The organism is Leptospira stimsonii, assembly GCF_003545885.1.
Lineage (GTDB): Bacteria > Spirochaetota > Leptospiria > Leptospirales > Leptospiraceae > Leptospira > Leptospira stimsonii.
On sequence record NZ_QHCT01000002.1, the window covers coordinates 271,059 to 293,662 of the forward strand.

At 44.3% G+C, this 22,604-nt stretch carries 23 protein-coding genes; 13 read left to right on the forward strand and 10 right to left on the reverse strand.

Annotation, left to right across the window (positions count from 1 at the left end; all coding sequences use genetic code 11):
* Positions 1 to 151: 151 nt before the first annotated feature.
* Entirely contained in the window at positions 152 to 1,081 is a 930-nt protein-coding gene (gene lsa33, locus DLM75_RS09370) for a surface adhesin Lsa33 (protein ID WP_118968256.1), read from the reverse strand.
* Between the two features lie 240 nt (positions 1,082 to 1,321).
* Between lsa33 and DLM75_RS09375 the strand changes: the two genes are divergently transcribed.
* On the forward strand, positions 1,322 to 1,543 hold the full coding sequence (locus DLM75_RS09375) for a ferredoxin (protein WP_069607179.1): 222 nt from the start codon (positions 1,322 to 1,324) through the stop codon (positions 1,541 to 1,543).
* A gap of 271 nt (positions 1,544 to 1,814) precedes the next feature.
* Here the strand turns inward: DLM75_RS09375 and fliM are convergent, their stop codons facing one another.
* From fliM to DLM75_RS09410, 6 genes are read right to left on the reverse strand one after another with little or no spacing between them, the layout of a single operon-like run.
* On the reverse strand, positions 1,815 to 2,840 hold the full coding sequence (fliM, locus tag DLM75_RS09385; protein WP_069607178.1) for a flagellar motor switch protein FliM: 1,026 nt from the start codon (positions 2,838 to 2,840) through the stop codon (positions 1,815 to 1,817).
* Positions 2,837 to 3,817: a hypothetical protein gene (locus DLM75_RS09390; RefSeq protein ID WP_118968258.1), complete on the reverse strand. Its 981-nt coding sequence runs from the start codon at positions 3,815 to 3,817 to the stop codon at positions 2,837 to 2,839. The genes fliM and DLM75_RS09390 overlap by 4 nt, the downstream gene beginning before the upstream one ends.
* A gap of 57 nt (positions 3,818 to 3,874) precedes the next feature.
* The gene (locus DLM75_RS09395; RefSeq protein WP_118968259.1) at positions 3,875 to 4,504 is read right to left on the reverse strand and encodes a hypothetical protein; all 630 of its coding nucleotides are present in this window, start codon (positions 4,502 to 4,504) and stop codon (positions 3,875 to 3,877) included.
* Positions 4,501 to 5,376: a peptidylprolyl isomerase gene (locus tag DLM75_RS09400; RefSeq protein ID WP_118968260.1), complete on the reverse strand. Its 876-nt coding sequence runs from the start codon at positions 5,374 to 5,376 to the stop codon at positions 4,501 to 4,503. Before DLM75_RS09400 ends, DLM75_RS09395 begins: the two co-directional genes overlap by 4 nt.
* Positions 5,373 to 6,785 (reverse strand): argininosuccinate lyase, encoded by a 1,413-nt coding sequence (gene argH / locus DLM75_RS09405; RefSeq protein WP_118968261.1) that lies wholly within the window; start codon positions 6,783 to 6,785, stop codon positions 5,373 to 5,375. The genes DLM75_RS09400 and argH overlap by 4 nt, the downstream gene beginning before the upstream one ends.
* A gap of 22 nt (positions 6,786 to 6,807) precedes the next feature.
* The gene (locus DLM75_RS09410; protein ID WP_118968262.1) at positions 6,808 to 7,248 is read right to left on the reverse strand and encodes a heme-binding domain-containing protein; all 441 of its coding nucleotides are present in this window, start codon (positions 7,246 to 7,248) and stop codon (positions 6,808 to 6,810) included.
* 111 nt (positions 7,249 to 7,359) lie between these two features.
* Here DLM75_RS09410 and DLM75_RS09415 point away from each other — a divergent pair, with 111 nt between their 5' ends.
* Genes DLM75_RS09415 through DLM75_RS09425 form a run of 3 tightly spaced genes read left to right on the forward strand, consistent with a single transcriptional unit; the run spans position 7,360 to position 9,755 of the window.
* A complete protein-coding gene (locus DLM75_RS09415) occupies positions 7,360 to 7,824 on the forward strand; it encodes an NfeD family protein (protein WP_118968575.1) in 465 nt (154 codons plus the stop codon).
* A gap of 31 nt (positions 7,825 to 7,855) precedes the next feature.
* Positions 7,856 to 8,797, forward strand: a complete 942-nt coding sequence (locus DLM75_RS09420) for an SPFH domain-containing protein (protein WP_118968263.1) — start codon at positions 7,856 to 7,858, stop codon at positions 8,795 to 8,797.
* Position 8,798: 1 nt separating this feature from the next.
* Positions 8,799 to 9,755 (forward strand): SPFH domain-containing protein, encoded by a 957-nt coding sequence (locus DLM75_RS09425; protein WP_118968264.1) that lies wholly within the window; start codon positions 8,799 to 8,801, stop codon positions 9,753 to 9,755.
* 329 nt (positions 9,756 to 10,084) lie between these two features.
* Here the strand turns inward: DLM75_RS09425 and fliN are convergent, their stop codons facing one another.
* Positions 10,085 to 10,615 carry a flagellar motor switch protein FliN gene (fliN, locus tag DLM75_RS09435; protein ID WP_118968266.1) on the reverse strand — a complete coding sequence of 177 codons (531 nt, stop codon included), beginning with the start codon at positions 10,613 to 10,615 and terminating at the stop codon, positions 10,085 to 10,087.
* Between the two features lie 89 nt (positions 10,616 to 10,704).
* On the opposite strand from fliN, the gene DLM75_RS09440 reads away from it, so the two are divergent.
* The 4 genes from DLM75_RS09440 to DLM75_RS09455 all read left to right on the forward strand — a co-directional run bounded on the left by DLM75_RS09440 (position 10,705) and on the right by DLM75_RS09455 (position 14,245).
* Positions 10,705 to 12,009 carry an AAA family ATPase gene (locus DLM75_RS09440; protein WP_429945452.1) on the forward strand — a complete coding sequence of 435 codons (1,305 nt, stop codon included), beginning with the start codon at positions 10,705 to 10,707 and terminating at the stop codon, positions 12,007 to 12,009.
* A 136-nt stretch (positions 12,010 to 12,145) separates the two neighbouring features.
* The gene (gene fcpB / locus DLM75_RS09445; protein ID WP_118968268.1) at positions 12,146 to 12,973 is read left to right on the forward strand and encodes a flagellar-coiling protein FcpB; all 828 of its coding nucleotides are present in this window, start codon (positions 12,146 to 12,148) and stop codon (positions 12,971 to 12,973) included.
* A 60-nt stretch (positions 12,974 to 13,033) separates the two neighbouring features.
* On the forward strand, positions 13,034 to 13,459 hold the full coding sequence (locus tag DLM75_RS09450; RefSeq protein ID WP_118968269.1) for a hypothetical protein: 426 nt from the start codon (positions 13,034 to 13,036) through the stop codon (positions 13,457 to 13,459).
* Between the two features lie 15 nt (positions 13,460 to 13,474).
* Entirely contained in the window at positions 13,475 to 14,245 is a 771-nt protein-coding gene (locus DLM75_RS09455; protein WP_118968270.1) for an RsmE family RNA methyltransferase, read from the forward strand.
* Here DLM75_RS09455 and impL63 read toward each other — a convergent pair.
* Positions 14,235 to 15,887, reverse strand: a complete 1,653-nt coding sequence (gene impL63 / locus DLM75_RS09460) for a cytoplasmic membrane protein ImpL63 (protein WP_118968271.1) — start codon at positions 15,885 to 15,887, stop codon at positions 14,235 to 14,237. The genes DLM75_RS09455 and impL63 overlap by 11 nt on opposite strands.
* A 303-nt stretch (positions 15,888 to 16,190) precedes the next feature.
* Here impL63 and DLM75_RS09465 point away from each other — a divergent pair, with 303 nt between their 5' ends.
* From DLM75_RS09465 to metW, 3 genes are all read left to right on the forward strand, one after another.
* Positions 16,191 to 17,495 (forward strand): O-acetylhomoserine aminocarboxypropyltransferase/cysteine synthase family protein, encoded by a 1,305-nt coding sequence (locus DLM75_RS09465; RefSeq protein ID WP_118968272.1) that lies wholly within the window; start codon positions 16,191 to 16,193, stop codon positions 17,493 to 17,495.
* A 112-nt stretch (positions 17,496 to 17,607) separates the two neighbouring features.
* Positions 17,608 to 18,708: a homoserine O-acetyltransferase MetX gene (gene metX, locus DLM75_RS09470; protein WP_118968273.1), complete on the forward strand. Its 1,101-nt coding sequence runs from the start codon at positions 17,608 to 17,610 to the stop codon at positions 18,706 to 18,708.
* Positions 18,709 to 18,715: 7 nt separating this feature from the next.
* A complete protein-coding gene (metW, locus tag DLM75_RS09475) occupies positions 18,716 to 19,333 on the forward strand; it encodes a methionine biosynthesis protein MetW (RefSeq protein ID WP_118968274.1) in 618 nt (205 codons plus the stop codon).
* Here metW and DLM75_RS09480 read toward each other — a convergent pair.
* A complete protein-coding gene (locus DLM75_RS09480) occupies positions 19,330 to 20,385 on the reverse strand; it encodes a D-alanine--D-alanine ligase (RefSeq protein WP_118968275.1) in 1,056 nt (351 codons plus the stop codon). The two genes, metW and DLM75_RS09480, sit on opposite strands and share 4 nt — an antisense overlap.
* Between DLM75_RS09480 and DLM75_RS09485 the strand changes: the two genes are divergently transcribed.
* Positions 20,341 to 21,828, forward strand: coding sequence for a hypothetical protein (locus tag DLM75_RS09485; RefSeq protein ID WP_167731742.1), 1,488 nt, complete (start codon positions 20,341 to 20,343; stop codon positions 21,826 to 21,828). The two genes, DLM75_RS09480 and DLM75_RS09485, sit on opposite strands and share 45 nt — an antisense overlap.
* Positions 21,825 to 22,604 (forward strand): MlaE family ABC transporter permease, encoded by a 780-nt coding sequence (locus DLM75_RS09490; protein ID WP_118968276.1) that lies wholly within the window; start codon positions 21,825 to 21,827, stop codon positions 22,602 to 22,604. The genes DLM75_RS09485 and DLM75_RS09490 overlap by 4 nt, the downstream gene beginning before the upstream one ends.

The window sequence follows — 22,604 nt, forward strand, 5'->3', positions numbered from 1 at the left end:
ATACAATCAGTCGTTTCGGATATTTTTGCGAAACGTTGCGTTGTAACCTTCCAGAATCGATTGCATTTGAAGGTGATTTTCGGAAAAGGAAAGTCGATCAGAAAACTCTCCGACTTCGCTTAACAACGAAATCGGAGATCCTAAAAAGTTTTTACTGAGGTTTGACTTGGTCTTTGAGAGATTTTCTGGAATTTTCCAAGGCTTCTTTGTCCTTATCAATTCCTGACTTGATATTCTTTCTTTCTTCGTCCGCGGCGTTTTTAATCGCTTCTTTTTCCGCCTTACCGGATTCTTTCACTTCATCGATCATTCTTTTGTTTTCTTCTTTTGTCGAATTGATCAACTCTTGGTTTCTCTGTTTTTGTTCTTCGAGGCCTTGGAGAATTCTTTCTTTGTTTTCCTTAAAGTCTTTTAAGATTTCTTCGATCCGTTTTCTTTGTTCTTCCGTTACGGATTGAACGGTTGCAGAGTCCTCTTGGAGTTCTTTCAGTTCCTCATCGGATAATTTTTCTTCTTTCTGAATTTTACCGTCGGAGGTAACTTTTTCTCCGGCGTCCGCAACATTGGTTTGGTCGGGGTTATCGTTGTCGACGACTTCCACGGAACCGTCAGACACGAGCGTTTCCGATTTGTTTCCTTCCACTTCTACTTGGAAATCGGTTCCACGAACCGCCGCGGTAACAGTCGGAGTACTGACCTTGAATCCGGAAGATTTGTCCAGCTTGGTCCCGACTTTGGAAAAGATTTTTCCTTTGTTCAGACTCAAGTCCGCGTAAATTTCCGCATTCTTGGAATCCACATAAATCTTGTTCAATGTAAGAATCGTATTTTCCTTTACTCGGATGATCACGCCGTCCATCAATTGAACGTCCGCATACGAAGCCTTTCCCGTTTCAATTTTGTCTTCCGGAAGAATGAATTCGGATACTCCAACCTTCTTTTCTTTTCCGGCTTTATCCGTAAGTTTCACGGAACCTTTGATAAAAGTAAAAACACCGCCCTGGAGGTCCTCTTTTTTAGATTTGCTACAGTCGATTGCGAATAGGACGATCAAAGCCAGGCATAAACCCTTTTGAATCATTCTGGTTCTCCCATTTATAAATTCTTTCCAGGCAAGGTAGCACGAAATTTATTTCTAGTCCAGAGTTTTCCCTCTTTTGAATTTGATTGAGGAAGCGATTTCTTCAGAATTCTTCTCTAAGTGGCATCCGAAGCGAAAAGAACCAAAGAAAAGGAGTTGCCGTCTAAGGAGTGATTAGAAAATTGATCTTGGAACCTGTTTTTAAGCGACCGGGAGACCAACCCAGGAGAATCGAAGCCTATGGCGACTAAAATTGCGTATGTAGATAAGGACAACTGCACTTCCTGTAATCAATGTGCGGACAATCTTCCGAAATACTTTCAGATGGATGACAATGATACTTCGGAAACTCATATCGGCGGAGAAACCATCAACAACGCGGCGATTCCCGAAGAAGACTGGAAAATCGTTCAGAAAGAAATGGACGAATGCCCCGGTGAATGTATTCAGTGGAAAAAGTAATTGAAATCTTCTTTCCTGAAGAAATGAAAAAAGGCGGCCTTTTGAGCCGCCTTTTTTGTGCACGTATATTCAGGCGAAATCGGATCGATTTCAAATATTTTTGAATTCCACTTCCTTAAAAAAAAATGGAGGCAGATAAATCTTCCTTCAAACAAATTCAATTCTAAACTGTTCTTGAAATCGGACTTCAAGTCCTTTCAAAGGAAACTACGGAAGAATTTTCTCTTCGGCCAGAGCTCGTTTGAATTTTTAGAAAGAATCTTTTCTTAGATCAGTATTCTTGTTCCGATCTCGTAGATCCTAAGAGTTCGTCCGGAATGTCTTCCACTCGATCTCCTATCTGAATCGCGAGCCTGCTTCCCACTCTTCCCGGAAGACATTTGAATTTTTTCCTTTCTCCGACTTTCACGGTCATCTCGGATCTCGTAGAAGTGTTTTCGAGTTTGACCACGTCTCCTACGGAAAGATTCATAAAGTCGTTGATGGAAACGTCCACGGAACCTACTTCCGCAATCAGTGGAATCGCAACTTGATCCAAACGTTCTTGGATTACGGCGCGGTTCTCGTCCAGTTCCCCTTTTCGAATCGAAGAATACCAGTATTGCGCGGATAACTTATTGATGATCGGTTCGATCGTGATATAGGGAATACAAAGGTTCGTCATCCCTTCCACTTCCCCGATTTTGGTTTCAAGTGTGATCAAAACCACCATGTCGTTCGGAGGAACCACCTGAGCGAATTGAGGATTCGTTTCGATGTTTCCCAGACGAGGTCTTAAGTCGATCACAGTGGACCAAGATTCTCGCATGTTTCCGAGAATTCTTACGATGATCCCTTCCATAACGCTCATCTCGATCTCCGAAAGTTCTCGGGAAATCTTGGCTTGTTCACCCTTACCGCCAAACAGACGGTCGATGATCGTAAACGAAATCGAAGGGTCGATCTCCAAAATCGCGGAACCTCGCAGAGGATCCATGTTGATGACCGCGAGTGTTGTCGGGTTTGGAATCGAACGGATAAATTCTTCATAGGTCAACTGATCTACCGAAGCCACGTGCACCGAAACGAGGGCTCGGAGCTGAGCGGAAAGACCGGTGGTCGCGAGACGAGCGAAGGTCTCGTGCATCATCTGCAAAGTACGGATCTGGTCTTTTGAAAACTTATCCGGACGTTTGAAGTCGTAGATCTTAACTTTTTTCTGTTCGGAAACGGAGGCATAGTCCGACTCGTTTACTTCACCCGAACTGATGGCGCTGAGTAGCGCGTCAATTTCATCTTGTGATAAAATCTCTGTCATTTTTTTACCTTCGCTACTAAGTTAGACACTTTCCAAAAGCCTCCCTGTTCGTCGGGAACTCTTCGGAGCGTGTATGTGTATTCGTATTTGGAACGAAGACGATTCAACCTTCTTTCCACAAAGACGGTGACTTTCGCCAAACTCGGAGAAACAGTCTCCACGCTCTGAATTCTATAAGAATCCAGGAGCCCCGCTCTGGACTCGGTCAGATACTTTTTAAAATTCTCAAGAAGAAAGTCTCTTTCCGATTCTTCGGAACGGTTGTATTCTTCCGAATACTGATCATAGGCTTGGATGTATTCCGGAAAATAGATCCATTTGAAATGATGAGTCCAATTTTTTTTCTTCTCCGAGCCGAGAAAAAGATGAATCACCTCTTCGGGTTCCAATCCGTCCACGGTGGGATCTTTTTCCGGAATCGCAGAAAGAACGGGTTCCTTGTGTTTTTCCTCGTAAAAGAAATAAGGCTGATTGCGGGAACGAATAAAAAGAGCGGGCATTTCCGTGATATTCGGATGAAAGTAAGCGGTGACGAAATATTTCTTTCCCGGATTCAGATCAAAGCGAGCATTCAAATCGATTTCTTTCGAAAAGACCTCGTCTTTGTGTAGGATGATTTCTTTGATTTCCTTTCCTTCCAGGGATTCGATCGTATTTCTTCTTTTTAAAACGGGATCGATTCTTCTTTCCTCGTCTCGTTCCGGAATCTGATTTCCGTCCTCGTCTCGAACCACGATTCGATACGATTCCAAATCTCTTCCGGAAGGAAAAATTCTTACCACTTCGTTCCCCGTGTTGGTGATGGACATCTTTATGGGAATCCGGTCGTTTTCGCGGAAATGGATCTTCTTCAGATCCAAGGAAATCATTCCTTGTTGTCTGAGATAATTTTCAGAGACGGATCCTCGAGCGTCCCGTTTTGGGAAGGCCCAAAGAAGCCATGGAGTCAAAAAGATTACGAGGAGAATCCGGATCATTCTGGTTTATTTTCGGCACTTTCTCCCAAAAGCTTTGAAAAAATCCCTCTTTTTAGATCATCCCGGGGCTTTTGCGTCCTCGATGATCATTTCTCCGATCCGAATCAGGCGTTTCAAAATGGATTCCACCTGATCGTAATCCTTATAACAGGCGATCAACTTTTCCATCGGAGGTTGTAAAAGAGAAATCGCTTTTGCGGAAAGAACCAGAGAACCAAGGTTGTCTTCGTTTAACAAATGAAAGGATTCGAGTTCGGATAAGAATCGGTTGATTTCCTTGATCAGCGCCTCGTCGGAAATGTCGTTCTTTTCGAAATAAGATTCAATTTTTAGAATATAATCGGTGAGGACCTGTTTGATCCTCGCTTCGTCGTCGGTCGGTCTTCTTTTCGCGGTCAAAGAATTGATGACTCCGTATTTCGACATCGCGGTTTCGTAATACGAGTTTACTTCCTGCCGTTTGAAATGAACGATTCGAAACAATCTCAGAATTTCCACCAAATGATCGGGAAGATTTTTCCCGTCGTTGGTTTCCATAATCGCAACCCGGCATTCGGACTCTTGCACCGCAAACGTAGAAAGTTTTTCTAAAATACGATTCGTGCTGGAGCCGGAGGTATAAGCCGCCAACTCCTTTACGACCGGAAGAAAACTTCCCATTTTGGTTTTGTCCGATTCGGTCGTCATTGTGCCGGAGTTGCCACCGCTCTTTTGTCTACGATCAGAACTTTTTTGATCGTGGTCTTCGAATTCCCCGCGCCCACGATCTTATCCACCACTTCACTTCCGGAAACCAATTGTCCGAAAACGGTATGAAGTCCGTCCAAGTGCGGAGTATCCACTTGGTTGATAAAAAATTGAGAACCGTTGGTGTTCGGTCCCGCATTTGCCATTGCGAGCGCGCCTTTTACCGCCCTGTGAGAATTGAGGGTTTCATTGTATTTGTAACCGATTCTAAAAAGAATTTCTAGGACCGAGAGTTTCTTTGCGTCTTCGAACGCTTTTTCGATCAATTCTCTTTTCGATTCCGCTTCCTCTCTACTTTTGATTTGGAGTTCGTTTGCAACGGCCCTTTGCAGTTGATATTGATAATAGGGCGCTTCTCCCGCTTTGATCTTGTCCAAGCCAAGAAACTTTCCGTTGATCTCGTCGTCGAATTCGTAGCCCGGGCCTCCGGTTCCATCTCCCCTCGGACATCCGCCTTGGATCATAAAATCCTTGATTACTCGATGAAATGTAAGCCCGTCATAAAACGGTTTTTTAACCTTTTGTCCGAAACGAGTCGTGAATTCTTTTTCTCCTTGCGCGAGGTCGATAAAGTTCTGAACCGTTTTAGGTGCATCCTTATCGAAAAGTTCCACTGCGATATTTCCCTGAGTCGTTAGAAAGATCGCGTAGATCGCCGGTTTATCCGGCAAAGGAATCACAGCGGTTTCCGGTTTTGGAACTACGACCGAAGAAGGCGAATAAGCAACGGGTTGATATCTGGATTCAGCAAACGGATTTCGATTGCAGGCAAAAAAACAAAGTAAAACTAAGATCCAAGAAAATTTTCTCATAACAGCCATTTTTCAGCTTCCTTCAAAGATTCCAGCGCAATTTTTAATTGTTCCTCTTGTCTTTCCCGAGAAGTCCCACCGTAGGAAATTTTCTTATCCGCAGAAAGAGAAAGAGAAACCGCATCTTCGTATTCTTTTCCTGCAAAATGTTCCGAGACGGAAATTCGATCCGATTCGGGAAGATCGAAAAGAGTCATTCTCTTTTGGACGCAAATTCCGACCAAGGTTCCAACAAGTTCATGAGCGGTGCGAAACGGAATTTTCTTCTGACCCACGAGATAGTCAGCCAAATCGGTCGCGGTCGCGAACCCGTTTTTCAAAGACGCTTCCGCGCGTTCCGGAACCCAGATCCAACCTTCGATCATCGCTTGGATTCCTTCCAAACTGATCTGAACCGTTTCGATCGAATCAAAAAGCGCGAGTTTGTCCTCTTGAAGATCCCGATTGTAAGTGGAAGGAAGTCCTTTCAACATGACTAAAATATGATTCAGATTTCCGATGACCCTTCCCGACTTCCCACGGATGAGTTCTGCGATGTCCGGATTCTTCTTTTGAGGCATGATCGAAGAACCCGTGGTCAAAGAATCCGGTAATTTTAGAATTCCGAATTCTTGCGAAGAATACAAGATGATATCCTCGCAGATCCGCGAGGCGTGAATCATCAATTGACTCGCGGCAAATAAGAATTGTAGAATATGATCCCTACTCGCAACGCCGTCCATCGAATTGTGAGACACTTTGGAAAGACCCAATTCTTTTTTTAAAAATTCCCGATCGGTCGGATAGTTGACTCCGGCCATCGCTCCCGATCCGAGAGCCAATTCTCTCGAAGACTGAAGAGCGAAGCGAAGAAATTCTTGATCTCTTTCCAATGCCCAAAACCAAGAAAGCAAATACTGAGAAGCACGAATCGGTTGCGCGACTTGAAGGTGAGTATATCCGGGGATGATAACGTCCACACTCTGTTTTGCTTTTTCGTATAAGGAATTTCTTAAGTGAAAAATCGATCTTAGAATTTCTTTTCCTTGGTTTAGAATAAAAAGTCGTACGTCTTGTGTGACCTGATCGTTTCTGGAACGAGCCGTGTGTAATTTTTTTCCGGTCTCTCCGATCAGTTCGGTGAGACGAGACTCGATGTGCATGTGAATGTCTTCGAGTTCCGATTTGAATTCAAGTTTTCCTTCTTCGAGTTCGGTCCGGATTTTCGCGAGAGAAGTTTCGATTTGTGATAATTCTTCTTTGGTAAGAATGCCGATTTTTTGAAGCATTCTCGCATGAGCGATACTTCCTTGGATGTCTTCTTTATAGAGTTTGTGATCGAAGGAGACGGATTCTCCGATTCTTTCTAAAATGGAAGACGCTTTTTCCTGAAACCTTCCGCCCCAGAGTTTTTTTTCTTTTTGAGTCATACGAACTTGGTCAGTTTATTTTTTACGGTTCTTTCTGGAAGTCTTCTTCCAAACCTTGGATCCAGTTTTTCAAAACCTCCCTTTCCTCTTTGGAAATTTTTGCGTTCGGATGAAGAAGTACGTAATCACTCAGTGGCATTTCTCCATCTTCCAGGGTTTCTAAAATTTCATCCCCTTTTTTCGCCTTGTCCTTTTTACTCAGGGTTTCCCATTCCGAAAAATTCAACTCACCTTTTCCTTCTTCCACGTGATGATACAGATAAACATTGATCGGAAATACTTTCGTGTACCAAGGCCAGACGGTCAGATCGGAATGACAATCGTAACAGGATTTCCTCAATATCTTTTTTACTTCTTCGTTCGTCTTGATTTCATTCCGATTGGATCCGGTCGGAGCGTTTAGCGGGAGGAATTGGAGCAAAACAAGTGCGGTTAACAAAACAAGAAGAATTTTCTTTTTCATGGCCTTACCTTGGATCATTTCGATCCTTTGCCTTTTTTTTAAAATAGAAAAAACGGATTGAACTCCGAAAAAAATTTACGAATCTGTTCCACTCGGGAGAATGCGTCTTTCATGCCTGATTTTCTTTCCAACTTACCCGTGACGATCTGGATCGGCGGAGGAATCTTTTTGATTTTCGCCGAATTCTTTATTCCGGGAACCTTCGTAGCCCTTCTGGGAACCGCTGGAATTCTTACAGGAATTCTCGTTTACTTATTCGACTTCGGCCTTGGTTGGCAGTTGGGAATCTGGGCTTCCCTCTCGACCGGACTTATCTATGTAGGAAGTCAAACGATCCGAAAACTCTTTCCCGCACAAACCGAGCACGCGATTCCCGCGGACGATCAGATCGGAAGACTCGTCCCGGTCGTCAAGGATGTCCTTGTGGAAAGAAAGGGTGGAAGGGTTCTGTTTCAAGGAGTGGAATGGGACGCCGTTTCCAAGAAAAGTCGGATTCCTCAAGGAAGCCAAGCGAGAATCCTTAGCAGAGACAATCTGACCTTCCTCGTGGAACCTTTGGAACTTCCGGAAGAATGAATTTAAAATTAAAAGACTAAAAGGAGAATTTATGTCCGCAGGATTTATATTCACGTTACTCTTCATTGCGTTGATCTACTTGATTCGCAAAACGTTTATCATCGTTCCGCAACAGTATTGTTTTGTTGTGGAACGAGTCGGCGTTTTCAAAGGAGCTCTGGAAGCAGGGTTTCACTTTCTTTGGCCGATCATCGAAGTCGTACGATACAGACAAAATCTAAAAGAGATCGCGATCGACATTCCTCCCCAAATGTGTATCACTAAGGATAACGTTTCCATTTCCGTGGACGGAATTCTTTATCTCAAGGTAGTGGATCCGTATAAGGCGTCTTATGCGATTGAAAACTTCATGCTCGCGACCCAACAACTCGCTCAAACTACTTTGCGTTCCGAGATCGGTAAACTCATCCTGGATCAGACGTTCGCCGAAAGGGACGATATCAATTCCCACGTTGTGCGCGCTTTGGACGAAGCCACGGACCCTTGGGGAATCAAGGTCACCCGTTACGAAATCAAAAACATATCCCCTCCGAAAGAAATTCTTCATGAAATGGAAGAACAAGTAAAGGCCGAACGTGTCAAACGTGCGGAGATCACGATTTCGGAAGGAGAAAAACTTTCTCGCATCAATCGTTCGGTGGGAGAAAGAGAAGAAGCCATCAACGTCTCCGAGGGAGAAAAAATGAAAAAGATCAACGAAGCCGACGGAAAGGCCTTAGAGATCGAAGTCATCGCCGCCGCAAAAGCAAAAGGAATTCAAATGATTGCGGAATCCATTTCGAGAGAAGGCGGTTCCGAAGCCGTGAACCTGCAAATCACCGAAGATTATCTGACAGGACTCGGAACGATCCTGAGCGAATCGAAAACCACGATTCTTCCTGCGGAACTGGCAAACATCGCCGGAGTTTTCGAAGGACTTTCCAAAGTCACCGGCAAACTTCCCGAAATCAAAACAGGAAAGGAGGAAAAGTAATATGTTTTTCGAATCCGCACAAAATACCTTTGTTACCATTTTCTGGACCCTCTTCGGTATCTACTTTGCTTATAAACTCTACCGTTCGATTCGGATCGTTTCCGCTCAGGATTGTATCGTAGTCGAAAAATTCGGCAAGTACAGCAGAACCTTACACGCCGGCCTTCATCTTCTTTGGCCTTTTATCGAAAGAGACGCCTACTATCACACTCTGAAAGAACAAGCGACGGACGTTCCACCACAGACTTGTATCACCAAGGACAACGTAAAGGTGGAAATGGACGGGATTCTCTATCTCAAGGTTTTGGATCCGCATAAGGCGAGTTATGGGATCAACGACTATCAGTTTGCATCTTCCCAACTTGCGCAGACGACGATGCGCGCGATTATCGGAACGATGGATCTCGATGTAACGTTTGAAACGAGGGACGCGATCAACAGTAAGATTCTCGAAGTGCTGGACCTAGCGACCGAGTCCTGGGGAATCAAAGTAAACCGGTATGAAATCGTTAACATCACTCCTCCCAAGTCGATTCTGGAAGCGATGGAAAAGGAGAAGAAGGCCCAGATCACAAAGAAGGCGCAAATTTCCCTTTCCGAAGGGGATAGAGACGCAAGGATCAATCGATCTCTCGGTTTCAAAGAGGAAGCGATCAACAAGTCCGAAGGAGAAAAACAAAAACGGATCAACGAAGCGGAAGGGGTAGCAAAAGAAGTCGAAGCCATCGCAGTCGCAACCGCCAAAGGAATCGAACTCCTCGCACAATCCATCAACTCGAAAGGTGGAAAGGACGCCGTAAAACTCAGAATCGGTCAAAAGTTTATCAAAGAATTTGAAAAGATCTCGGGTAAAAAAACCGAAATCGTTCTTCCGATGAATCTTACGAACTTTCGTTCCATTCTGAATTCCGTTTTAGGAACCGCCGATTCGCCTTCGACCAAAGGACAAGAAGGTTAGTCCTTCCTTTTAAACGTCGGTTGGACCGTATTCAACTGGAAATCGGACGGAAAGTCCAGAACAAGTCTTTTCCAAAAGACTTGTTCTGTTGGAAAAAGAGATACTCGCCTCTTTTGAGGAAAAGACTTCAAAAATCGAACATCGAACTCGAACGAGAATCACCGAAGGGGCTTTTGCAGAAAGACTCGCTTTCCTTGAGAAATCGGAACTTCCAAAGTTTTTGAGAAGAGGCGGTTTGAAATGCGAATCGAGATCGAAAATAAAAAACCCGGCTTAAAGCGGCCGGGTTTTTATTTACCAGAAATTTAGAATATACTATTTTTCTAAAATTAGAGCCTTCTGCTTTGATCCACGATTTCCGTGATTTGGATTCCGTAAAAATCGTCCATTGCGACCAACTTTCCTCGACCCACCAAACGGCCGTTCGCAAGGATATCCAAATCCTCTCCTACGTTTTTATCCAATTCGACAACGGTTCCTTCGTTCAGACCGTTCACGTCTTTGATAAACATATTCGTTCTCCCCAACTCAACGGTGAGAGCCAGGTTTACATCCATGAGGAGATTTAGGTTTGTGGATTGAGACGGAGAAGATTGACGACTCGAAGATCGGGGTGCGGATGTTGGTGGAGCGGAAGGCCCAAGAGCCGCGGAAATATCCGCAAAAGAAGGAGAATCCGATCCGCCTCCTCCGCCAAAGGTATCACCGCCCCCACTGCCTCCGCCACCCAAGAGAGAATCCAATTCTCCGCTGAGATTGAAATCGGATCCGCTCGCACCTCCGCCTCCGGCCGGTGCATCTCCACCGCCGCCCGTCAAAAGTGCGTCTATGTCTTCCTGCGAGAGTGACCCTTCTCCCATTTTTCCTTCTCCTAACCGAATCCGATAGTAAAGAAATCGACAGAATCTAAGATTCCTACAAGAGTATTTTCAGATTCTTACGAGGTATTATTCGCTTGAGTTCCCCCTTTACACAAGATTCTTCTTCCGAAGATCGAACACTTTCCGAAGTGGATTTTACAAAAACGAAAAGTTTTCTCCACGGGGAACTGACCAACCTCGGATTTTCCAGTGCCGACCTTCCCATCGTTTCTTCCGAAAAAAAGGATCTAAAAATCGAATTTCAGGTTCCTTCGATCTCCAAGTCTGCGCTTTTGGATTGTCTTCAGATTCTAAAGAATCATATCGAAAATCTCAGAATTCATACCTTCGAACCCGGTTATTATTGCATTCAGGCTCTCAATGAGAATCTTTTTGAAACGAAAAATCTCTTGGATACGATCCGCTTTCGATTCTACTCCGGAAGAACGAAAAATCGAGTCGAAATCACCAAAAAAGGAGATTTCACGAGGGAAGAACTCTTCGCGACACTCTCGCTTTTTAAATTCTTAAAATCCGGAAACAATATCGAAACCGCAAAGCCGGAAGAATTGCTCGCGGCCCTAGGAGTCGAAGTTTTCGATCCAATTCTCGCGGAAAAAAACGGGAAGTCGGTCACGTTCGATCACGTAGCCGGATACGAAGGCGTAAAACAACAGATTCTGGAATCGATCATTCTTCCCCTCAAAAATCCGAATCTCTTGGCGGAAGTTTCCAAACTCACCCGCAAGTTTCCGACCGATATCCGACCCCGCGCCGTTCTTTTCGAAGGAGATCCGGGCGTCGGAAAAACGACGATGGCGAGAGTAGTTTCCTGTATGACGGGTCTTCCCTTGATCTACGTCCCTGTGGAATCCATTATGAGCAAATACTACGGAGAAAGCGCCCAAAACATGGCCTACGTTTTCGACGCCGCGGCTCTTTTTCCAGCCTGTCTCATCTTTTTGGATGAGATCGATTCCTTAGCCGGAAGTCGGGAGGAAGGAATGTTCGAGGCCACTCGCAAAATTCTTTCCGTACTTTTGCGAAAAATCGACGGTTTTAGTAGTCAGAGAAATTCGATTACGATCGGGGCAACCAACCGGAAACAGGATCTGGATCACGCCCTTCTTTCCAGATTCGATCGGACGATCTACTTTCCTCTTCCGGATAGTGGAGAAAGAGCGAAGGTTCTGGAGACATATGCCATTCACCTAACAGAAAAAGAAAGAATGCAGGTCGCCGAAGGCTTGAAAGGACATTCGGGAAGAACAATTCGAGATTTCTGCGATCTTGTGGAAAGGAAATGGGCTTCTTACTTAATTGAAAAAGGATTGAATCCGGTCCCACCACCGTATGAACTGTATTTGGAAACTAGCTCGGTATATTCAAAATAATCACCGATTTTTCAATAAAAAGTCGTGCATTGATTCAATCCGTAGTCTATTATTCCGATAATACACATAGGATTCTATAATTAGGCGCAAGCTAATTCAAGAATTCAAATATCCGCTTCACTAAGGACAAGGGGAAATGAAACTTCAAAAGCTATTTTTAGTGGTTCTCGTAGCAATTTCAACTGCGGTATTTTCTCAGCAAAATTCCAATGCAGATCAGAAATCACCGTCGGACGCACAATTAGGCGCTTCCATTCTGGATACGGAAAAGAAACTGGATGAAAAAGTATTCGAACTGAACCAAAGACTGACACGTCATACGGTTCTCATGAAAATGAAAGTTCGTGTTCTTCCTTTCAGGACCGTTCTTTTCAAAGGAAAGGCAAACAACGACGAATGTACGCCCGCTCTCAATCAGGAAGATCCGGCTAACAACTGTATTCGTGTCGAAGTCTATGATTTCATTCGCGACGAGGAAAGAGGTTTGAACAAGACCGTTCAAGGTTCCCTCGCGAAGTATATGGAAATCTACTACGAAGGTCAGAACAGCAATGATCCGGAACCGAGATCGGAAGCTCCTAGAAATATCAATAAACTGAAATCAAAGATTTATAGAAACAATATGATTTTGGAAGATAAGATCATTTCCGAAGTTATGGATAGAGGGCCGAATACTCAGCCTGGACATAACGATAAGATCGAAGTTTTCTTTCAAAAAGACAATTATCCTGAGTATGGTCGTCCTGAAACCCCTTCGGAAAAAGGTGTTGGAAAATACATTCTTGCAGGTGTGGAAAACACCAAAACTCACCCGATCCGTAACTCTTTCAAAAAAGAATTTTATATCAAACACTTGGATCAGTTTGATAGACTCTTTACAAAAATTTTCGATTACAACGATCAGTTAGGAAACGAAAATTACAAAGAGAACGTAGACGCTCTGAAGGAATCTCTCCGCTACTAAGAAGTGCGTTACATTCTCCCCTGTCCCCGATGCCAGACGGAACTCAGAATTCCCATTGATTTGGGAAAACTGACCGTCCGGTGTCCGCGGTGCTATGAATCATTCTTATTCGATCCGGATTCTACAGGACAATATACGTCCGGATATTTTGAAACCGGTTCTAAACCGAACAGTCCTTATCGGAAGACTTTCCTCGAGACGTTCTGGGAGAATTTTAAGAATTCCTTCTCCAATATTAAGACGAAGTTCCAGGATTTTGGATCGCTCGGTCAAACACCCGGGAAACGATTTGCCAGAAACTTTCTTTTGATTCTTCTCACGATCGGAATCGTTCGTACTTGTTTTTTTTCTCCTTTTACCGATCTTCAAAATTCCAATCCATTCCCAAATTCTTCGCAAGAACCGCAGGAAACGATCCCGGAAGAACCTTCCGTTCCGAACCCTCCGCCTTCCGAATCGGAACCAAGTCCCAAATTTCAAATTTAATTCTTTTTCACAAAAGTGAACTTACTCATTTGCAAAGAAGAATGGAGAATCGGAAACTCCAACCGTTTTCGAATCGTAGATCCGATCAAGGTCAAGCATATATTAGAAATTCTGCATAAACGAGCCGGAGACCGGCTCAAGGCGGGAATCATCAATGAGAGCCTCGGGCAATGGTTGATTGAGGAATCGAACTCGAAAGAAATCTTAGGAACTTACAAACCGATTCTCAAACCCAAGCCACGTTTTCTGGAAGTCCAGATTCTACTCGCGGTCAATCGCCCTCCTACGATCCGAAAAATTCTCGAACTCGCCGGGACCTGGGGAATCGACGGGATCCGATTCTTTCTCTCGAAGAACTCCAGAAAAGAATATCTCACCTCTCCCGTTTGGAAACCGGAAGAAATCGAAAAAGAACTGATCGAAGGAATGGAACAGGGAAAAAATATCTTTTTACCCAAGGTAGAATTGGATTTCAAAAATTCTTTGGAGACAATTCTTTCGGAGATGGAAACAAAACAAAACGTTCACTTCCGATTCCTACTGGATCGAAAAGGAAAATCGATCTCTCGAATTACAGAAGAATATCATAGTAAGGATAGAGAATATTCTCATATTCGAATGTTTGTGGTCATCGGACCGGAAAGCGGTTTTGTAAAAAAGGAAGTCGACTTCTGGAAAGGAAATCATTTTGAAAGCGTCACCGTTTCCGACAAAGTTCTGAGAACGGAAACCGCAGTCGCGTTTTTACTTTCCAGATTGGAAGAAGAATCTCTTTTTAAAAAGTAAGATTACTCGAAAATAAAACCTTCTGTTCGTCCTGGGCGACATACTGATTTACCGAAGTATCATAGACCCATTTTCTTACGTTCTGAAGACGAATCGCGGCAAAACCCAAATTGATCGCGAGTTCCAGAGCGCCTTGAGAACGATCGTCCAGTTTGAATGCCTCTTTGTTTTCATCAAAACCTTTCTTCATATAATATCCGTTCAAAAGAACCAAACTTCCGAGCGGAAGATAAACCCCGACAAAAACCCTTGAGTTGTTCGGTCCGGAATAGTTTTCGTAGTTCCCTTCCAATGCGATCTTATAAAAATTAAAAAGGACCGTAGTATAATATCCTTTTACCTTGGGTCCGTCCGGATCTTTCAACTTCGCGGCCTCGAGTTTTGTCTGAGGAATATTACTTTGTAAATTGCTCTGATATCTTTCCAATTCGTAAAAACTATCAAAATACATCGGAATATAATTCGCCGTCATGCTCCTATATTCCGGTTTGACCTGCATGTAGATATCTTTTCCACCGAATCGGAAAATCGCTCCGTAGTGGGTTCCGTGCGCTCCGTCGATTTGTTTGATTTTATTTACGTCGTAGTATGGAGTCAGTTCCACGTATTTAGAACTGATAAGTTTGTATTCAAAGTCGTAACCGGAAATCGTCAGTTTTTCGACGGACTTCACAAGTGGATTGTCGTTATCATCCACCCTGAGCTTACCGGTTGTGTCAAACTTCAACTCGGTAGGAGCCTTGTTGTCAAAGGCGGTCGTATAACCGATCGCGAAACGATTTGCAAAATGATCTTGATTGAATAGCTCCTTCAGATTCTGGTTCTTTTCCGGTTTTTTATCGGCGGGAATCATCTCCTCTTTTTTTTCCTTCGTCTTCTGGTCTTCGATCAGCGCTCGATAGGATTCTTTTTCTTCGGCTCCAACTTCTTCGTAGACTTTTTTTCTACCGGCTTCATCGGCTACGTTCCCTTGTCCGACGGTGAGCATCGCAAACGTCTTGGATCTCCCGGTGATGATATCGAAAAGTTTGAATCCGACCGCAAAGGGACGAATATAAACCCTGGCCGAACTGACATCGCGAGTATAAATCGAGTTTGAAAAAACCTGAACTCCCCCGAAGTCGCTGTTCATGTCCGCTTGGAGACCGACGTTATAGACGTCCAATCGTTGGTTGTTGATATACCGATTTACGATCGTTCCGTGTCCGATATAACCGTCGAACATCTTCCCTAAATACGCAGAATACGTAATTTCGCCGGGTGTATATTTTCCAAACTGGCCGAACCAGATATTATTGATCAAACGAAGATAATCGCTCTTTTCGTTGTAATCAAAGGCGCGGAGCTTTCCGATCTTTGAATTCTCTTGCTTGGGTTCCACGTCATAGAGAAGAAAGTTCAAAGGAACCGTGAGCGAGGCGCCAAAGTCCCCACCAAAGTTAAAATTCGCGGTTGGTGCTACGTAAAGATAATAGTCCTTATCGTATTTATTGATCCCCATGTCGTACGTGAAAGGATCGGTAGGATGCATATATTGCCTTCCCGGCGGGGTCCAGAGCTGAGTTCCCTGTGAATAGATCCCGGAAACGGCCACGAAGAATAGGAAAAGAAAAAAGAAAAAGTATTTCGAGCTTTGGATCATAATTAGATCAGTTTATCCGTTGAGCCTTCTCGGCGGAATCTTCGTTCTATTCTTTCCTTCGAGGGTCTCACACCATTATCGGTTTGTATGGTATCCGTTTCTGAATCGATAACCACCGAATTTACGGAAATTCTCATGCAATCTTGCATCAGAGGGAGAATAGAATCAGAATGCTTAGAAAATGCAATGGAAATTTTTTGACTAAACCGTCCGCGGAAGCAGATTTTTAGTTTAATATAGCAGATTTTTGTTTGACTTATTTTGTATAATTTCCATGATTCGAAAAAAGGAGAACTAGATTCTATGCCAAGAAATTATAAACCTGAGACAATTGCATTGCACGGGGGCCAATCTCCCGATCCAACGACCACTTCCAGAGCGGTTCCTCTCTACCAAACGACTTCCTACGTTTTTAAAGATACGGATCACGCCGCCAGACTCTTCGGTCTGCAAGAATTCGGTAATATTTATACAAGATTGATGAACCCAACCACCGACGTCCTCGAACAAAGAGTCGCCGCTCTCGAAGGTGGGGTTGCCGCGCTTGCAACAGCCTCCGGTCAAGCCGCAGAAACGTTAGCTCTTTTGAATATCGTGGAAACCGGTCAGGAAATCGTAGCTTCCGCTTCTCTCTACGGTGGAACTTACAACCTTCTTCATTATACGTTTCCGAAACTGGGAATCAAGGTTCACTTTGTGGATCCTTCCAATCCCGAAAATTTCAGAAAGGCAGTGAATGATAAGACCCGGGCGTTCTATGCAGAAACCTTGGGAAATCCAAAGTTAGACACCTTGGATCTCGAAGCGATCGCGAAAGTCGCACATGAATCCGGAGTTCCCTTCATCGTGGATAACACACTTCCCTCTCCATATTTGGTAAATCCGATCGAACACGGAGCCGATATCGTCGTTCACTCTCTTACAAAATTCTTAGGTGGCCACGGAACTTCGATCGGAGGGATCATCATCGATTCCGGTAAGTTCAACTGGGGCAACGGTAAGTTTAAGAATTTTACCGAGCCGGACCCGAGTTACCACGGACTCAAATTCTGGGACGTCTTCGGAAAATTCGAGCCGTTTGGCGGAGTGAACATCGCTTATATCATCAAAGCAAGAGTACAAGGTTTGAGAGATACGGGAGCGGCCATTTCTCCTTTCAATGCTTGGCAGATCATCCAAGGTGTGGAAACTCTTCCTCTTCGCCTTCGTAAACATTCCGAAAACGCATTGGCCGTTGCGGAATATCTGAGCAAACATCCGAAAGTTTCTTGGGTCAACTATCCAGGTCTGAAATCCGATAAAAATTATGCGCTCGCTAAGAAGTATCACAAGAGAGATCTCTTCGGCGCGATCCTAGGTTTCGGTATCAAAGGTGGAGTTGCGGAAGCGAAGAAGTTCATCGACAATCTAGAACTTTTCTCACTGCTCGCAAACGTGGGAGATGCGAAGTCGCTCGCGATTCATCCGGCTTCCACCACTCACCAACAGTTGACTCCGGAAGAACAAGTTTCCGCCGGCGTGACTCCAGACTTCGTACGCCTTTCGGTCGGTCTGGAAAACATCGACGATATTCTTTTCGATTTGGAAGAAGCTCTGAAGAAAGTTTGATCCAAACGGAATCAAACTTTTTTAGGTTAGAAAGCCACTTTTCTTTTCCAAGCCGGTCCAAGAAAGTAACTGAAAAGTTATCCGGCGGAAAGGAAAGTGGCTAACAAATTGTATGAATGAACCCGGATCGATCGGAATTGTAGAAACAAAATTTGCGGAGTTCAAAGAACTTCCTTTGGACAACGGATCCGTCTTATCACCGGTAACGATCGCCTACGAAACATACGGCACTCTCTCTCCTTCCAAAAACAACGCAATCTTAGTCTGTCACGCGCTCTCCGGTGATGCGCACGCCGCCGGTTACAACTCACCGAATGATAAAAAGCCGGGATGGTGGGACGATTATATCGGACCGGGAAAGTCTTTTGATACGAACCAGTATTTTGTCATTTGTTCGAACGTAATCGGCGGTTGTAAAGGTTCTTCCGGTCCCCTTTCGATGCACCCGGAAACAGGAACACCGTACGGTTCCCGATTTCCATTCGTTTCGATCCAAGATATGGTACGCGCTCAGAAACTTCTGGTAGAATCCTTGGGAATCTCCAAACTCCTCTGCGTCGCAGGCGGTTCGATGGGCGGAATGCAGGCCTTGGAATGGAGTATCGCTTATCCGGATTCTCTCTTGAATTGTATCGTCATGGCCTCCACGGCGGAACATTCCGCGATGCAAATCGCCTTCAACGAAGTAGGAAGACAAGCGATCGTCTCCGATCCGAATTGGAACAACGGTCTCTACGACGAAAATTCTCCTCGCAAAGGTTTAGCGCTCGCGAGAATGGTCGGGCATATCACGTATCTTTCCGATGACAAGATGAGAGAAAAGTTCGGCAGAAATCCGCCTCGGGGAAACATTCTTACAACCGATTTTGCTGTGGGAAGTTATCTCATCTATCAAGGTGAAAGTTTTGTGGATCGGTTTGACGCGAATTCTTATATCTACGTAACCAAGGCTCTGGATCACTACAGTTTAGGAAAGGGCAAGGAATTAACTGCCGCCCTCGCTCCCGCAACGTGTAGATTTTTAGTCGTGTCTTACAGTTCGGATTGGTTGTATCCACCCGCTCAATCCAGAGAAATCGTAAAGTCTTTGGAAGCCGCGGACAAACGGGTTTTTTACTTGGAACTGCAATCCGGAGAAGGGCACGATTCTTTTCTACTCAAGAATACGAAACAAATCGAAATCCTAAAAGGTTTTTTAGAAGGTTCGAACTAATCCGATCATGACTCCTCTGGAAAAAAAAACAACGATTGATCTGACTCTCAAAGAAAGACCGGACTTCGCATACATTCTCAATCTCATTCCTTCGGGTTCGAGAGTTTTAGATCTTGGTTGTGGGAACGGCACTCTCCTTTATCTTTTAAAGGAAAAGGGAATCCGCGGTCAAGGAATCGAAAAGGACGAAGACTGTATCGTGGAATGTATCCAACGCGGAGTCTATGTTCATCACGGTGATATCGACGAAGGACTGGAACACCATCAGGACAAACGTTTTGATTTTGTGATTCTCAACCAGACGATTCAAGAAACGAGAAACCCCGGTGAAATTCTAAAAGAATCCTTACGGATCGGAAAAAAAGTCATTGTAGCGTTTCCAAACTTCGGTCATTGGAATGTGCGCTGGACGATCTTGACGACTGGAAAAACTCCCGTAACGGACCTACTTCCCTATCGATGGTTCAACACACCGAACCTTCACTTTCTTTCTGTTTTGGATTTTATAGAATTCTGCGAGATCCAAAAATTTAAGATCGAAGACCGCGCCTACTTCCGAGACTTAAGCCGGGTTACATTCCGGCCCAACTTCTTTTCCAAACTTGCGCTTTTTGTAATCTCTTAAGAAAGAGAATTTTTTAATCCGATTTCAATAAGATCTGCGAAAACTTCTTCCATCGGAATGTTGGCCGCTTTCGCTTGTTGCGGAATGAGACTCGTCTCCGTCATTCCGGGTAACGTGTTCGTTTCCAAAATATGAGGTTCTCCGTTTACGATGATAAAATCGGTTCTGGAATAACCTCTACAACCCAAGGATCGGTGCGCGGAGATCGAGAGTTCCTGCACACGTTTCATCTGATCGTCCGGAATTCTTGCGGGAGTGATTTCGTTGGAACCGCCCGATTTGTATTTGGACTCGAAGTCGAAAAATTCTCCGCCTGGAACGATCTCGGTTGCGGGTAACGCGATCGTTTGTAATTCTCCGTTTCGATACCGTTCTAAAACTCCGCAAGAAACTTCCGTTCCTGAAAGGAAAGCTTGGCTCATCACTTTGGTATCGGCTTGAAATAGAGAAGCCAATTCCGTTTCGAGTTGGGATGAATCATTGATCTTATGCGTGGAAACGCTCGAGCCGCCTTCGACGGGTTTTAGAAATTGAGGGAACCCAAGACTCGCAAGTTTTGTAACCGCATCTTTGGGGGAAGATTCATACTCCACTTTCCGAATTTCAAAAAACGGAGCGACTTTCTGCCCGGATTGCAGGAAAATTTGATTTGCTCGGGTCTTATCCATAGCGATCGCGGAAGCGGTCACCCCCGATCCTGTGTATGGAATTCCCAAAACGCTCAAAAAACCTTGAATCGATCCGTCTTCCCCCTTTCCACCGTGAAGTCCCAAAAAAACGATCTCGGCATCCAAGGACGGAAGAATCGGAGATCGTTTTACGCCGTTCCTTTTTTCAAATTCTTCCAAAAAAGAATCCGGAGAATTGACTGACTCAAATGGAAGCTCTATCCGATACTCTAAAGGAACAACCCAGCCTCCGTCCTTGGTTAAGAGAATGGGTTTGACCGAATGTCCCATCGTATGCAGAGTCTTACAAATAAAACATCCGGTTCGAATCGAGATACTGTGTTCCGTAGAACTGCCACCAAAAAAGACTGCGATCTTAGCCAAGAAAATTTCTCCAAAAAGAATGGGTTCTTCCATCCAAACTTCGGGAAGAAGTTTAGAATCTTTTGCATCCTAATTCTTCTCTTCTCCTCTGAAAACATCTTTTCGGAATATCCTTCCAAGCCCATCGGAGAATTCAAATCGGAGTATGATCAGTTCTGGTTTTTGTATCAGAAAGAAATCCGCGCAGGCGAATCCGAAATCATCTTTCGTCCATTCTATTCCAGCTACAAAGAAGAAAAGTCGGCCTATCGTTTTCAAACCGTTCTGTATCCGATCTACTACAGTGAAGAAACCAACTACTGGAAGGTATGGACCTTTCTCTTTTTTATCACGGGAACTTCCCAGTTACACGAAGATACGGGAGAAGATTCGGACGTCTTGACTCCTCTTTTGTTTTGGGGATCGGGGGATACTGCGAGAGAAAAGTATTTCGGTTTTTTTCCGTTCTTAGGAAGAATGCGGAACAAGATCGCCTATTCCGAACTCAGCTTCGCGCTCTTTCCGCTTTATTCGAACTGGAAATACAAGGATTACGAGGCGACAGGGGTCTTGTGGCCGATCTTTCTGTACGGTTCATCGGAAACGAGAGAGGAATTGAGAATCTTTCCACTCTATTCTAAAAAGATCAACCGTGGAAAGTATGAACGGTATTCCTTTCTCTGGCCATTTTTTCAATGGGGAACCACGTTTCAGGACAAAAGGGAACCGGTGCGTTATGCGATCTTCTTTCCTTTTTTTGGAATCAAAGACTCGGAAGCGGGAAATATGAAATCGCGGGGATTTTTTATTCTCCCCTTATTGGGATCGTTTATCGGCTACGGATACGATAAGCGAACGGGAGAAAAGGATTTTAACGCCCTCTTCTTCTTTATCCAGTACGGAAGCAATCAGGACGAGGATTATAAAAAGTTAATTCTCTTTCCTTTTTACGGAAATTATCGTTTCGCATCCAAGCAGACGACCTTCATAAGCCCCTTCTACTTTCGACTTCAATCCGACACGTATCACATCCAATCCGATGATACGTTCTTGATTCCTTTCTTTTTCAATTCGAGAAGACATTACGTCCAATGGGATCGGGACGAACGTTATCTCAAAGTATGGCCTTTCTTCAAATACCAGAAAGATAGAGAAGGAAACGTCGTCTGGAATCTACTGTCTCTTTTTCCGATCAAGTCCGATGTTGTGGATCGAATCTGGGATCCTCTTTGGTCCATCGTAGAATATCAGAAACTATCCAACGGAGAAAAAAGATTTTCCGTTTTGATGAGGGCGTATTCCCAGAGATGGACCGAAACCGAGTTTCACGCAAGCGTTCCCTTTGTTTTGGAACTTTCCCTGACCCCCGAAAAAACATCCTGGAAATTCCTTTACGGTCTCATCGGTTATGAAAGAATCGAATCGAATCGGAATCTACAATTGCTCTGGTTTATCAAAATATGATTGAAAATTTAAAATCCAGATCCACCGAATTTTTTTATGCGAGCGGTTTTACGATTCTCTTGGTATATGAGAGTATTCTAAACCTTCCCTACAGTTTTTTCAAAAGAAAAGAAATTCTGGATCAGATGTATATCACAGGAGTGGGAAGTATCTCCGTAGTATCGATCGTGGCGGTTTTTACGGGAATGATCATGTCACTGAACACCGGCTTGGGTCTAAAGGACTTCGGAGCCGAAGGACAAATCGGACTACTGATGACGATCACGCTCACGCGGGAGATGTCTCCGTTTATGACAGCCTTGATTCTTTCGGCGTCCATCGGATCCGCGATGGCGGCGGAAATTGGAACGATGAAAGTCTCCGAGGAAATCGACGCCCTCGAAGTGATGTCCATCGATCCGGTGCGTTATCTGATCTTTCCAAGAATCCTAGGTTTTTCCGTCATGGTCCCGGTTCTTTGTGTGTATTCCACCATACTCGGAATCATCGGAGGAGCGATCGTCGGCTATTTTCAATTAGGAATCGATTATTTTACGTATTTCAGGGATGTCTTTGATCGAGTCGCCTCCATCCCGGGACTCAAAGATTTGTATGTAGGAATTCTCAAAGGATTTATTTTCGGAATCATCGTATCCTCGATTTCCTGTTCTCACGGATTGAGAACTTCGGGCGGAGCGATCGGAGTCGGACGAGCCACGAGAGAATCCGTTGTGACCTCTTTCTTGATGGTCATCTTCACCGGATATATGATTACCGCCCTTCTTTATAGAGAATAG

Excerpts from the sequence above, each read along its gene's own strand:
- lsa33 (WP_118968256.1), bottom strand. The coding sequence starts at position 1,081 with ATGATTCAAAAGGGTTTATGCCTGGCTTTGATCGTCCTATTCGCAATC.
- DLM75_RS09375 (WP_069607179.1), top strand. The coding sequence starts at position 1,322 with ATGGCGACTAAAATTGCGTATGTAGATAAGGACAACTGCACTTCCTGT.
- fliM (WP_069607178.1), bottom strand. The coding sequence starts at position 2,840 with ATGACAGAGATTTTATCACAAGATGAAATTGACGCGCTACTCAGCGCC.
- DLM75_RS09390 (WP_118968258.1), bottom strand. The coding sequence starts at position 3,817 with ATGATCCGGATTCTCCTCGTAATCTTTTTGACTCCATGGCTTCTTTGG.
- DLM75_RS09395 (WP_118968259.1), bottom strand. The coding sequence starts at position 4,504 with ATGACGACCGAATCGGACAAAACCAAAATGGGAAGTTTTCTTCCGGTC.
- DLM75_RS09400 (WP_118968260.1), bottom strand. The coding sequence starts at position 5,376 with ATGAGAAAATTTTCTTGGATCTTAGTTTTACTTTGTTTTTTTGCCTGC.
- argH (WP_118968261.1), bottom strand. The coding sequence starts at position 6,785 with ATGACTCAAAAAGAAAAAAAACTCTGGGGCGGAAGGTTTCAGGAAAAA.
- DLM75_RS09410 (WP_118968262.1), bottom strand. The coding sequence starts at position 7,248 with ATGAAAAAGAAAATTCTTCTTGTTTTGTTAACCGCACTTGTTTTGCTC.
- DLM75_RS09415 (WP_118968575.1), top strand. The coding sequence starts at position 7,360 with ATGCCTGATTTTCTTTCCAACTTACCCGTGACGATCTGGATCGGCGGA.
- DLM75_RS09420 (WP_118968263.1), top strand. The coding sequence starts at position 7,856 with ATGTCCGCAGGATTTATATTCACGTTACTCTTCATTGCGTTGATCTAC.
- DLM75_RS09425 (WP_118968264.1), top strand. The coding sequence starts at position 8,799 with ATGTTTTTCGAATCCGCACAAAATACCTTTGTTACCATTTTCTGGACC.
- fliN (WP_118968266.1), bottom strand. The coding sequence starts at position 10,615 with ATGGGAGAAGGGTCACTCTCGCAGGAAGACATAGACGCACTTTTGACG.
- fcpB (WP_118968268.1), top strand. The coding sequence starts at position 12,146 with ATGAAACTTCAAAAGCTATTTTTAGTGGTTCTCGTAGCAATTTCAACT.
- impL63 (WP_118968271.1), bottom strand. The coding sequence starts at position 15,887 with ATGATCCAAAGCTCGAAATACTTTTTCTTTTTTCTTTTCCTATTCTTC.
- DLM75_RS09465 (WP_118968272.1), top strand. The coding sequence starts at position 16,191 with ATGCCAAGAAATTATAAACCTGAGACAATTGCATTGCACGGGGGCCAA.
- metX (WP_118968273.1), top strand. The coding sequence starts at position 17,608 with ATGAATGAACCCGGATCGATCGGAATTGTAGAAACAAAATTTGCGGAG.
- metW (WP_118968274.1), top strand. The coding sequence starts at position 18,716 with ATGACTCCTCTGGAAAAAAAAACAACGATTGATCTGACTCTCAAAGAA.
- DLM75_RS09490 (WP_118968276.1), top strand. The coding sequence starts at position 21,825 with ATGATTGAAAATTTAAAATCCAGATCCACCGAATTTTTTTATGCGAGC.